This window comes from Vibrio stylophorae, from assembly GCF_921293875.1.
Taxonomy (GTDB): Bacteria; Pseudomonadota; Gammaproteobacteria; order Enterobacterales; family Vibrionaceae; genus Vibrio_A; species Vibrio_A stylophorae.
The window spans coordinates 1,189,432-1,201,319 of record NZ_CAKLDI010000001.1 but is presented as its reverse complement, the minus strand read 5'-3'; the positions used below and the strand labels follow the sequence as shown (position 1 = coordinate 1,201,319).

General features: G+C 48.5%; 8 protein-coding genes and 1 pseudogene. 3 read left to right on the top strand and 6 right to left on the bottom strand.

Annotation, left to right across the window (positions count from 1 at the left end; translation table 11 throughout):
- Positions 1-110: 110 nt before the first annotated feature.
- Positions 111-1,316: pseudogene (locus tag L9P36_RS05510) on the top strand (DEAD/DEAH box helicase); the annotation flags it as partial.
- 332 nt (positions 1,317-1,648) lie between these two features.
- Here L9P36_RS05510 and L9P36_RS05505 read toward each other — a convergent pair.
- The 5 genes from L9P36_RS05505 to L9P36_RS05485 all read right to left on the bottom strand — a co-directional run bounded on the left by L9P36_RS05505 (position 1,649) and on the right by L9P36_RS05485 (position 7,661).
- Entirely contained in the window at positions 1,649-2,716 is a 1,068-nt protein-coding gene (locus L9P36_RS05505; RefSeq protein WP_237465588.1) for an SMI1/KNR4 family protein, read from the bottom strand.
- Positions 2,717-2,879: 163 nt separating this feature from the next.
- Positions 2,880-4,013, bottom strand: coding sequence for an ABC transporter permease (locus L9P36_RS05500; RefSeq protein WP_237465587.1), 1,134 nt, complete (start codon positions 4,011-4,013; stop codon positions 2,880-2,882).
- Positions 4,010-5,233, bottom strand: coding sequence for an ABC transporter permease (locus tag L9P36_RS05495; protein ID WP_237465586.1), 1,224 nt, complete (start codon positions 5,231-5,233; stop codon positions 4,010-4,012). The genes L9P36_RS05500 and L9P36_RS05495 overlap by 4 nt, the downstream gene beginning before the upstream one ends.
- Positions 5,234-5,249: 16 nt before the next feature.
- Positions 5,250-6,230 (bottom strand): HlyD family secretion protein, encoded by a 981-nt coding sequence (locus L9P36_RS05490; protein ID WP_237465585.1) that lies wholly within the window; start codon positions 6,228-6,230, stop codon positions 5,250-5,252.
- Between the two features lie 24 nt (positions 6,231-6,254).
- Complete coding sequence (locus tag L9P36_RS05485; RefSeq protein ID WP_237467865.1) at positions 6,255-7,661, bottom strand: TolC family protein; 1,407 nt, start codon at positions 7,659-7,661, stop codon at positions 6,255-6,257.
- A gap of 417 nt (positions 7,662-8,078) precedes the next feature.
- Here L9P36_RS05485 and L9P36_RS05480 point away from each other — a divergent pair, with 417 nt between their 5' ends.
- Positions 8,079-8,795 carry a YebC/PmpR family DNA-binding transcriptional regulator gene (locus L9P36_RS05480; protein ID WP_237465584.1) on the top strand — a complete coding sequence of 239 codons (717 nt, stop codon included), beginning with the start codon at positions 8,079-8,081 and terminating at the stop codon, positions 8,793-8,795.
- Positions 8,796-8,865: 70 nt separating this feature from the next.
- Here L9P36_RS05480 and L9P36_RS05475 read toward each other — a convergent pair whose 3' ends face one another.
- A complete protein-coding gene (locus L9P36_RS05475) occupies positions 8,866-9,681 on the bottom strand; it encodes an HAD family hydrolase (RefSeq protein ID WP_237467864.1) in 816 nt (271 codons plus the stop codon).
- A gap of 497 nt (positions 9,682-10,178) precedes the next feature.
- Between L9P36_RS05475 and L9P36_RS05470 the strand changes: the two genes are divergently transcribed.
- The gene (locus L9P36_RS05470; protein WP_237465583.1) at positions 10,179-11,840 is read left to right on the top strand and encodes a phosphoethanolamine transferase; all 1,662 of its coding nucleotides are present in this window, start codon (positions 10,179-10,181) and stop codon (positions 11,838-11,840) included.
- The last annotated feature ends 48 nt before the right edge of the window (positions 11,841-11,888 follow it).

Below are 11,888 nucleotides of genomic sequence, written 5' to 3'. Positions count from 1 at the left end.
TACACTGCGCCATAGCGACCTTAAGTCATCACCGATGATGGCTAAGAGTCATCACCATAAATGACTCACCCTTCGCTTTTTTATTGCCCATTTTACGGTTTGAGATCTCCATGTCATTTACCTCCCTTGGCCTAAGCCAGCCTTTGATTCTTGCGCTGAACGCGCTTTCTTACAATCGACCAACGCCGATTCAAAAACGAACCATTCCTATGGTTATCAAAGGCGAGGATGTAATTGCACTCGCACCGACTGGCAGTGGCAAAACGGCCAGCTTTGTTCTGCCATTGCTTGAAAAAATGGCGACGCAAGGCGTCATTGGCAAAAAACGTGTGCGCGCTTTGGTGCTTGTGCCGAGCCGAGAATTGGCGCTGCAAGTAGAGCAAAAAGCCCGTGAATACAGCCTGCATTTACCACTGAAAACATTGGCCGTTTATGGCGGTGTAGATAGCGCTCCGCAAAAGCAAAAGCTCATTGAAGGGATAGACCTTCTGATTGCGACACCGGGCCGCTTACGCGATCTCTTTCAACAACGTGCGCTGCATTTTGACGCGATCAAATATCTGGTTCTTGATGAAGCCGATCGCATGCTGGATATGGGCTTTATTGATGCGCTGAACTGGATTGTGGATCGCCTCCCTAATGAGCGCCAAACTCTGCTCTTTTCTGCGACCTTAGCTGCGCCTGTGCGTGAGCTGGCGAAAACAGCCATGATTGAGCCACAGGAAGTGGATCTGCGCTCACAAGGACAAAAACCCAAAATCGAGCAGTGGATGGTTGGCGTTGATAAAGACGCCAAATCATCGCTACTTAGCCACTTAATTCACAGTAAACAGTGGCAACAAGCGCTTATTTTTATTAAAACCAAGCAAGGTGCAGCCAAGCTTGTCAGTCAACTGGAAAAACGCGGCATTCATGCAGAAGCATTTCATAGCGGTCGCAGCCAAGCTGCCCGTGAGCAGCTTCTTGAAGACTTTAAGCAGGGCAAAGTAAATTTTGTTGTGGCCACTGGCGTGGTGGCACGCGGGATTGATATTGCGCATCTAGAGCGCGTGGTCAACTATGATCTGCCCTTCCCTGCTGATGACTATATTCACCGCATTGGCCGTACGGCTCGTGCGGGGGCGCGCGGTGAAGCCATTTCTTTGGTCTCTAAAGATGACTTTAAGAACCTATGCATGATTGAAAAACGTCTGGGTCACCTTTTAGAGCGTCGTGAGATCGTAGGCTTTGAGCCGAAAAAACCTGTGCCAATTTCAATTCTAAACTATGTGCCAAAACGTCTTCGCGATAATGCATCCGCTGAATCAGCGGCGCCGCATGAAGATCTGCCAGACGCAAGCGCAGCGAAGCATTCAAGCGATCATGCGCGACAAGAAAACCTGAGCAACACGCGACACAAAGAGCCAAAGGCTCGGGATGAAAATGCATCGCATCAGCCTCCGCGTCGGTCATCGCGTCCAGCGCGCTCATCCAAACCTTCTGCGCGTAAAAGCGATAAAACGCATCGCCATGCAAACAATAAAGATACCCTTACTTCGCGTCCTAGCCCAAAGGGGCAGCGCAAACAACAAGACCAATAATGGTGCGCCATACGCACTCGCACTGATTACTGATTAATAAACAATAAAAAAGCGCCCTGCGGCGCTTTTTATTGGGCTGATTCTAACAGCATATCAGCATCCGATTTTCGCAATACCCCGTATTCGGTCAGCACAAATTCACCAGATTTTAATCCTGCTCTAATCTGTGCAAAGTAGCTTTGCAGATCCTTTGCGAGCAATGGCCGCGCTGTATCGTCATGAATAAATTCAACAATCTGCCCCACATCTCCTTGCTCACCCGGCGATAAATCAATCAGCAACAGGTCGCCATTGCCAATGGAAGCAAAAGGAATCCATTGCGGCTGCCACCAAGTATCAAGCACTGCACCGCTGCGATCCAAAATTTGACGTGAGCTGGCCGATTGCTTGTAAATTTTACTCAGCGTTTGGTATTCAAAGATGATTTCTTCTGTGCTCAGTAAATAGTAACCATCCACCATCAGTCCCATGCTGGTCGGTGATTGGCCATTACTGAAACCCAGCAATCGCGCTAGCTGGGTGGGCAAAGGTTGCCCGATGGCTTCACTGAGCGTTTTAAGCTTCGCTTCATTGGCACCAACATTCAGCTCTAAAATCGCCGCAAAAGATTGCTGCTGTAGATACTGTAATAATTCACTAAAGGCCGCCACTGGCGGCTGAACATTCACCGGTTGATGCAGCCGCTCACTGCCCACCCAATGATTGAGTGCCAACACTTGGTAGACTTGCTGCTCCCATGTATACAGAGACATTTGCTGGGCAAACCCTTGGCAACCTAAATCATGGACGATGGCTTTAGCCCCCACTTGCCACTGAATCCTTGGCATCTCCGCTTTGAAGCTTTTACAAAGCTCAGTGCCAGACAGCTCACTGGGGATCTGCGCAAGCCAAGGCGATTGCATTAAACTGGTAAGGGCTTGTCGCTGCGCGGGCGTTAATTGATATTGATGATGACCAAATCCTTTAACCAACTGAAATCCATCAAAACGAACCAAGCCTGCATCATTCACATCGACATGAAAACGCATCCCCTTTGCTTGGCTACTTTGATAGTCCATGCTCAAAATTGGCATTTGCGCCGCGCTTGTTGCTGACCAGCATAATGCTAGCAAACAAGCACCCCAGTTTTTTTTCATCGCCACCCCCTCGTGCTGTTGCGCACATCCTAACCAATTCATATTTATCATGATAATTGAATTAATACAGGACGTGCGCTTGATCGCAGCAAAGTTAAACTGGCTACCTTGCACGCAGTGCAAACATCAAAAAAAAGCTGGCATCGCCAGCTTTTAAAACCAATCAGTCCGCCTGTTTCGCGCGCCAATACAAAGCGCCCGTCGCCAAGATACCCCAACCCAGCAGTTGCAGCGCCATCATATTGAGCTGCGCGGTTAAATGATGAAACGGTGCGCCCATTTGATTGAGCTCTAGCATGCCTTGTACACCTGGCGTACAAGGAAACAGCTGAGCAAATTGCTGAACCCACAGGGGCATAGCTTGTAGTGGCCAGATAAAGCCAATGGAAAAAATCAGCGGCATGGAGCTCAGTAGTACCACCACTGTCACCAGCTCGCGACGCGGCATCAGCGCCCCTAACAGCAACCCGATCAAGCAACAGATCAGCAAAAATGGTAATAGCAGCAGTAATAACTCGGCCGGATCGGCGAGACGCCGAATACCATAGGCCTCAAAGGTAAAGCCAAAATAAAAGGCGCTCAGCACATAGTAAATGGCAACAAATAGCACCACACGCAGTAATGCCACACGCCAAAAAGGCGTCTTTTGCCAGTAACCTTGACCGCGCTGGCCTGCGCCCACTAAGCCCACCCCCATAATAAGGGTTTGCTGCAATATCATCACAAAGACCGCAGGTACGACATATTCGATATAGCCCATGGCGGGGTTAAAGGTCGGTTTGCCATTGAGGCGAATCGGCGTGTATTGCTCCGCTGCCTGCACTTTAGGCACGCCGGAAACCATCAGACGTCCCACTTTCACCTGTGCCCCTAGCGTGCCACTACTGGCAAGCATCCCCTCAATCACAGTGCCGTACACCAGAAAGTAGGAAGCATCAGCAGCATAGGCCAAGGTCGGAGAACGGCCCAATAAAAGATCGCGGTGAAAATGCTGTGGGATCACCAAAATCCCCTGCACATCACCGTTTAAAAACGCATCTTTAGCCGCCGCAATGCTCAGATCATGACGCACAACATTTAGCTGCGATGTCGCATTGGCCATCCGTATTAAAGCGCGGCTTTGTGAACTGCCATCCAAATCCACCACGGTGATCGCTTGCTCACGCGGCACCTGCTCAAGATAGGGCTGCGGATAGAGAAAAGAATAAAACAGCACGCCGCCAAACACGGTGAGCAGCACCACTTTGTTTTGTGAAAAGGCACGTAACTCAGCTTGAATCAATTGCCACCAGCTCATAACACGCCCTCCACTTGGCCGGCATGCTTAGCCTGCTGCTGACGCTGAAAATCGACCAATAGCAAAAGCGCAATCACAGCGATGATATAGCCAAGCATGGGCTTCATATGATTGAGCGCTGTCATCAAAGGCGCCGCATAGTTAATTTGGCTCACTTGCACATCGATATAATGGGTAATCGGCAAAAGATCACGCCACCAAATGGCAAAATGCCCCATATTGGTGACGGGAAAAGTGATCCCCATAAAAGCAAAGCTCGGCGCACTAAATGCGCCAGCAAAACTCATGGCGCGGGCGGCATCCAGTGTTAAGAAATAAAACAGCGCGCCCATCACAATCGATACCAGCGCCGTAACAACCTGCGCAAAGATCAAAATCAACCAATGATTGAGCCCACCCAGACCTGCTTGCCAGTGCAGCGGCCAATCCAAGCCATAGAAAAACCAAGTGAGAAACAACAATCCCTGCGCGCAATAAAGTGCCCAAAGCCACAACAAACTTCGGCCAATGCGGCAAAAACATTGCGCCGAACTGCCAGCAGTCAAATAACTCCCGTTTGATAAGCGCATCTGCGCGGTGAGAACCAATACGGTGCCCGCGACCATCACGACCTGCCAAAGCGCAGGGACAATGGCGCCCAGCAAAAAGATGGTGTAGTTGCTATTGAGGTTGAAAAGTGCAGTGACCTGACTTTGCATCGGCATCGCTTGACCAAAAGCCCCAGCCGGCGTGACGTGACCATGCCCCATAGCTTGCAGCACTGATATTTGTGCATTGAGGGTGCCCTGCGCCTGCATGGCTGCAGAGCTCACTAAGCGTCCCATCAGCAAATATTGGCCATTATAAAAAAGGGTGAGCTGTGGCGATAAGCCAAGGCGCATCTGTTTATCTAAATCCCGCGGGATCACCAAATAGGCATACACTTCACTATCGATAAGATCCTGCTTAGCAGGCTGCGCATTGCCATATTCACGGGTCACCGCCAGCGTCGGACTGGCGTCATATTGGCGAATCAGCTGACGCGATAAGCTGGAGTTAGATAAATCCACCACAGCAATTGGCAAATCACGCACAATACCCTGCGCAAAAATGGACCACAGCATAACAACGAGCACCACAGGCAGCACAAACAGAACCACCACGAGCCAGCGATCTCGGCGCAACAATGTGGCCGCAGGGAGAAAGCCGTGCGAAGTATATGGATGGGCTGAATATTTCATGGGTTCATTCACAGCTTTAGTGTGACAACGTCACAACAACACTCATCCCCATCCGCAAAGAGAGGCTCTTATCAACGGGACGCGCTTGTACTTCAAAGGTGCGTAAATCAAATCCTTTCGACGCATCCGTCGCGCGCCAAGTGGCGAAATCACCCATCACAGCGACATGGGTCACCTTAAACTGAACGGTTTGATTCAGTGCTGGCATAAAGGCTTCAAACAGCTGGCCCTTTCTAAATTGGTTAAGGCGATCTTCGCGCACATGCAGCACCGCCCATGCATCTTGGGTATCCACCACAGTCACCACAGGGAAACCTTGCGGCGCAAGCTCACCACCGTGTAGTAAGACCTGTGACACTTCACCTTGATACCAGCTGTGAATTTGGGTGTCTTTGGCATAAGCCTCTACTTCAGCCACAGCACCTTGTGCCATTCGTACTTTTTCCTGCGCCGCTTTTTTGGTTTCGACGCGCGCGCCCTCTTTGGCCATGGTATACATCTGATACGCGGCATTGGCCGTGTATTGCGCGGCTTGCCATTGGGTTTTCGCTTCATCGCGTTTTTGCTCCGCGATCACCCCTTGCTCGTAAAGATTATTCACCCGGATATAAGTCTTTTTCAAAAGCGCTGCTGCGGCGCTAGCTTTTTGCCACTGCGCTTTGGCTGCTTGAATCTCTTGCTTACGCGCACCTTGATCAGCTTGCTCCGCCATGGCACTGGCGGCTTGCTCACCGGCCTGTGCTTGCTCTAATTTGGCCTCAATTTCAGGGCTATGAATGGTAAAAATCAGCTCGCCCTTGGATACGGTGTCGCCTTTTCGTACCAAGACTTGATCAATTCGCCCAGCGACTTTGGATGAGATACTGTATTCCTGCATCTCAATTTCGCCTTGAAGTAAGGTTGGTTGCGGTAGATATGCACGATAAAAGCTGTAACCCACCCAAGACACAAGAAAAACCAGCACCACAGTCACAGCAAGTGGTTTTACATATTTCATCATCGATTCCTTCTTTAGTGCTGTTTAGTGCGCGGCTACATGCGCGACGGATGATTGTTGGTATTGCGCAAACTGGGCCGTTTGCCCGCTCAGTGCCAATAGTTTATTGAGTGCAATCACATAGCGATAACGCGCCACCAATTGCTGGGTTTGCACGCTGGCTAAATAAAGCTGTGCGTCCACCACATCAAGCGAGTCGCCTAAACCTTGGGCAAATGCGGTTTGACGCAGCAATATATTCTCTTTCGCTAGCGCAATACTGGAGTTCAAACCATTGGCTTCATCAATGGCCTGCTGCGCTTCTAAATAGGTTTTTTGCACCAAAAGTGCGAGATTTTGTTTCGCCTGCGCTTTTAAATGACGCACTTGTAGCACCGCGCTATGCGCAGCTTGAAGCTGTTCAGAGCGGCCTGTGTTATCAATAAGCGGAATACTCACGCCCACACCCACCAACCAGTCTGGTTTCATTTGACTCGCTAGGCTGTCATCTTCATACAGGTTGTAGTCACCATAGAGATAAACATTGGGGTAATACTTCCCTTTTTCGGCATCGACCAAACTATGAGCTTGGCTGTCTTTAGCATCGAGTAACGAAAGACCAGGATAGGTTGCAAGTGTTTGCTCGATAAAAGCATGGAGCGGCGGAAGATGGGCGTTAATAAACAGCGGATCACCAGGTGACAGTTCATTTTGTTGATTGCTTTGCTGACCTGTTTGCTGATTAATTTGCTTAGCAAAGGCCGCCTTGGCCATGGTGAGGTCATGCGCTGCTTTTTGTCGATCGACAATGGCTTTATCAAAAGCGGCTTGCGCTTGCAGGCGCTCCACTTTCGCAATTTGTCCTTGCTGCTCTAATTTTTTCGCTGCATCCAAATGCTGTGCAAGCCCCTGCTCCACCTCTTGGCGTGTTTGCAGCACGGCCTTGGCAAGTTGGACTGTAAAATAGTAGCGGCTGAGATCGTCATAACGACCTTGCAGCGCCATGGCTTGATGGCTTTTCGCTTCATCTAGTCTACCGCGCGCTGCGCGCTGCGCTGCATCAATGCGACCACCCGTAAAAATCGGCCAAATCACACGCACCGATGAGGACAAAATATCTTTTTCAGCAATTGTTGAGGTGGTGCCAAGCAAGCTGCCCACAATGGGCGCAATCGTAGGCGGCAACATGGCTGGCGGCGGTAACGCGGCATCGGTACTATCAAGCAACTGCTGACCGGATAAGGTGATGTCTTGATCAAGACGGGTATAGTTCGCACCCAAGGTCACCGAAGGCAAATCCATGGCCTTGGTCCCTTCAGCGAGCTGCGCATAACGCTGAACATTGGCCTGTTCTGCTGCAATCCCATGGTTATTTTGCAGCATCAATTGCCAAGCTTGCTCAAAACCAATATCTGCGGCGAGCGCTGTATTAGCCCAGCCCGATGCAAACATTGTGGTGCAAGCCAAGGACAATACACGAAAATGACGCGTCGCTGTGCGCCAGCGCGTCAGTGAAAATGAGTCAATCGGTTTCATGGCAATCTATCGCTTAAAATCCATGTAAGATCATGAAAATATAATTAGAGTATATACTCTAGCAATCATTCTTAGATTGCAATCACTGGTTTATGACAATCCTATATTTCAACAATGGGCGATTATTTATTCAGTGTTCAGCCTATAAATAGAGGCAAGATCAGTGTGCCTGCAAGCATCACAAAACCAGCCTCAATTGGCCGTATTTTGTCCCAAATTTTTGACACAAAGCCAATCAAAACCACCCTTTAGCTATCAGGTGCTAGCCAAGAGGCTTTCCCGAAGGTAAAATTCGCGCCTCAGATTATTGTCAAACATAGAGAGTAACTCCCCATGGGACGTAGTTTCGAAGTACGTAAAGCTTCAATGGCGAAGACACAAGGCGCCAAAATCAAGGTGTACTCTAAGTACGGTAAAGAGATCTATGTGGCTGCTAAAAACGGTGGCACCGATCCAGATTCAAACCTGTCTCTTCGTCGTCTAATCGAAAAAGCGAAAAAAGACCAAGTACCAACCCACGTCATTGAAAAAGCGATCGACAAAGCCAATGGCGGCGGCGGCGAAAACTATGAAGTGGCACGTTACGAAGGTTTTGGCCCTGGTGGTTGCTCTGTCATCGTTGACTGTCTAACCGACAACAACAACCGTACCTTTATGGATGTGCGTCAGTGCTTTGTGAAAAACAATGCAAAAATTGGCGGCCCAGGTACCGTTGCACACATGTTCGATCACCAAGCTGTATTCCAGTTCAAAGGTGAAGACGAAGAAACTGTACTTGAAAATCTGATGATGGCTGACTGTGATGTCGCTGATATCGAGTGTGAAGATGGCGTGATCACTGTATTCGCACCACACACTGAATTCTTCAAGATTAAAAATGCGCTTGCAGATAGCCAGCCAGACGTCACTGTAGATGTGGAAGAGATCACTTTCGTTCCACAAACCATGACCACCCTTGCTGGTGATGACGTGGCTAGCTTTGAGAAGTTCTTGGATACCTTGAACGATTGTGATGACGTACAAAACGTTTACCACAACGCTGAATTCTAATATTGAGCGCCTGTAAAAAAACCGAGCACATGCTCGGTTTTTTTATATTGGACAAATTGTCGCAACCGAGCTATTTGCCGCTGATTTCACCGGCTAGCAATTGCTCAATCACTTGCAAAACGCCGCGTTCTGCATTGCTTGGCGCTTCAAAGCGCGCAGCTGCTTTAATCGCATCATGCGCATTGGCCATGGCATAGGAATAGCCACTGGCATTCAGCATTTCAAGATCGTTCAAATAATCCCCAAAGCTCATAGTGTTTTCAGGGCCAAATTGCATGGTGCGATGCAAATGCTCAATGGCCGCACCTTTGGACGCCTGCGCGTTCATCACATCGAGCCAAATTTTAGCGCTGACCACTACTTGGTGGGTGTTACCAAACTGGCCATAAATACTTGGATAAACCAGCGCTTCTGTGCCGCCAAAATGACAAATCGCCACCTTAATGAAATCATCTTCAACCGCGAGTAGATCCGGCACATATTCACAGCGCTGGTAGTATTTTTGAAACTCAGCCAGCGCTTCTGGCGCTTGGGTTTCAATATAAGCAGAGCGCTTACCACAAAGCACCACATAGGCATTTTCAATCTCGCGCGCCGCAGCGACAATGGCATGGATTTCATCACGCGCAATGGTGCAACTATAGAGCTCTTGTCCTTGATGCATCACCAAGGTGCCATTTTCGGCAATAAACATCATCTCATCTTTCACGGGCGCAAAGGTCTCAAGCAGGCTGTAATATTGGCGACCTGAAGCGGCTGCAAAGATAATATCTTGCGCCTTGAGCTGATGAAAAAGGTCAAAAAATTCCGGAGCAAGGCGCGCTTGCTCATCAAGCAAGGTGCCATCCATATCAGAAGCGATCAATCGAATATCAGGTGTGGTCATAGGTTTCATGATGGATTGGTTGTGCGCACAGCTTGCTTGATCTCATTTATGATGTAAACAGATGCAATATCACATCCGCTGGGATTTCGCGCTGTGATGTTAAAAATCACTGCGCGGTCACAGGAATTTCATACTCGTCGCCTTAACCCGCACTGTTCCAACACGACTCCTAGCTGTTGCCACTCACGCCCCGCAATCCATTGCAGTCATTGAGTTGCCTTCATTTGCGACGATCTATCCCGAAAATAGCCTCATCTTGCTATGCAGATTTGCCCTCTCCCAGACCGATTCTGACTGCCACCTGACCGCTCCATTGGAAAATATCAATTTTAAAACAGCAAAAACGTAAAGAATTTGTGACTATTTAGCCATCATTCAATAGGCTTAAAAAACAAGCATAAATTTGCAGGAAAATGTGACATAGCTATATATTTGCACGCTTAATGACGGACACACCGTTCCATAAGAACATCAAATACATCACAAAGGACAAACGCATGCTGTCTAAACGACTCAAGCCGCAGCCGCTTTGGCGTATCACTTTGATACTTGCTTGCTACTTTGCACTTGCATTGAATCTGCCAATTTACGCCAAACTTCATCAAATTTTCACTGAGCTTGAATCCGTTAAAATCGGCTTTATCATCTCCATTCCGCTCTTCTTCATTTTGGCGATGAACTTCATTTTCAGCTTGCTGAACTGGCCCTATGTGGGCAAGGCCTTCTTCTCTATTTTGATCGTGATCTCCAGTGTCATCAGTTACGCCGGCTATAACTATGGCACCATTGTTGACCAAGATATGTTGGTGAATATTCTCGAAACCAACAGCCATGAAGCGGGTTCCTACTTTAGTTTGACTGCTCTGTTTTGGGTGCTGGGTCTAGGCGTTCTTCCTGCCGTCATTCTTTTGCTCACCCCAGTACGCCCTGCACCCTCCATTTTCCGTTTGCTTCTCAGTAAAGTGATCAGCATGGTGGTCTCTCTACTATTGGTGGTGGTTATCGCCGGTTTTTACTACCAAGATTATGCTTCAGTGGGCCGCAACCAGCCTTATTTGAAGAAGATGATCATTCCGACTCACTTTGTTTATAGTGCAGTGAAACTGATCGATAAGCGCTATTTGTCTACGCCTTTGACCTACAAAACCATCGGTGAAGATGCCAAACAAAACCCTGCTTATTTCCATGATAAGGGTAATGGCAAACCAACCCTGCTGATTTTCCTATTGGGCGAAACCGCGCGCGCACAAAACTATCAATACAATGGTTATGAGCGTGACACCAATGCCTTTACCCAGAAGTACAATCCTGTGGTATTCAACCATGTCAGCTCTTGCGGCACAGCAACCGCCGTGTCTGTACCTTGCATGTTCTCTATTCTTCAGCACAGTAACTTCGATCGTGAGCGTGCTGACATGCAAGACAACGCATTGGATATCTTGAAGCGCGCGGGTGTGAGTGTGCTTTGGAAAGACAATGATGGTGGTGATAAACACGTTGCCCACAATGTCGCGAAGCTCGACGAACATCAGCTTGCCAAACTCGATGTCAGCAGCCACCCACTTTGTAACGGTGAAACTTGCTACGATGAAATCATGCTTGCCGATTTGGACTCACAAATTGCGCAGATGAAAGGCAATCGCGTGATGGTGATGCATTTAATTGGTAGCCATGGTCCAACCTACTTCCAACGCTATCCAAAAGCCATGGCACACTATCAACCAGATTGCGCACGTGCCGATATTGAAAACTGCAGCAATGAGCAAATTCGTAACGCCTATGACAACACCATTCGCTACACCGATTACGTGATGGCGAACCTCATTGAGAAATTGATTAGCCTAGAGGATCGCTATAACACGGCGCTGATTTATATCTCAGATCATGGTGAGTCCATTGGTGAGCACGGTGTCTATCTACACGGCACGCCTTACGCCATTGCGCCTGAGCAACAAACCAAGGTGCCACTATTGATGTGGATGTCACCTGGCTTTGCGCAAAGCAAACAAATTGACCTCAATTGCCTGCGTAAAATGGGTAAAGAGAATGAGTACAGCCAAGACAATATCTTCCACTCACTCTTGGGTGCCATGGATATTCAAACCAAGGTGTATGAAGCGCAATTAGATCTCTTCTCAAACTGTCGTCCAAGCAAATAAATTGGCTGCTCGTTGACACGAGTCGATCTGAGAAAATCTAACGTCAGT

Coding starts and splice junctions, on each gene's coding strand:
- L9P36_RS05475 (WP_237467864.1), bottom strand. CDS start 9,681: ATGACCACACCTGATATTCGATTGATCGCTTCTGATATGGATGGCACC.
- L9P36_RS05505 (WP_237465588.1), bottom strand. CDS start 2,716: ATGAAAAAAAACTGGGGTGCTTGTTTGCTAGCATTATGCTGGTCAGCA.
- L9P36_RS05490 (WP_237465585.1), bottom strand. CDS start 6,230: ATGAAATATGTAAAACCACTTGCTGTGACTGTGGTGCTGGTTTTTCTT.
- L9P36_RS05500 (WP_237465587.1), bottom strand. CDS start 4,013: ATGAGCTGGTGGCAATTGATTCAAGCTGAGTTACGTGCCTTTTCACAA.
- L9P36_RS05470 (WP_237465583.1), top strand. CDS start 10,179: ATGCTGTCTAAACGACTCAAGCCGCAGCCGCTTTGGCGTATCACTTTG.
- L9P36_RS05485 (WP_237467865.1), bottom strand. CDS start 7,661: ATGTTTGCATCGGGCTGGGCTAATACAGCGCTCGCCGCAGATATTGGT.
- L9P36_RS05480 (WP_237465584.1), top strand. CDS start 8,079: ATGGGACGTAGTTTCGAAGTACGTAAAGCTTCAATGGCGAAGACACAA.
- L9P36_RS05495 (WP_237465586.1), bottom strand. CDS start 5,233: ATGAAATATTCAGCCCATCCATATACTTCGCACGGCTTTCTCCCTGCG.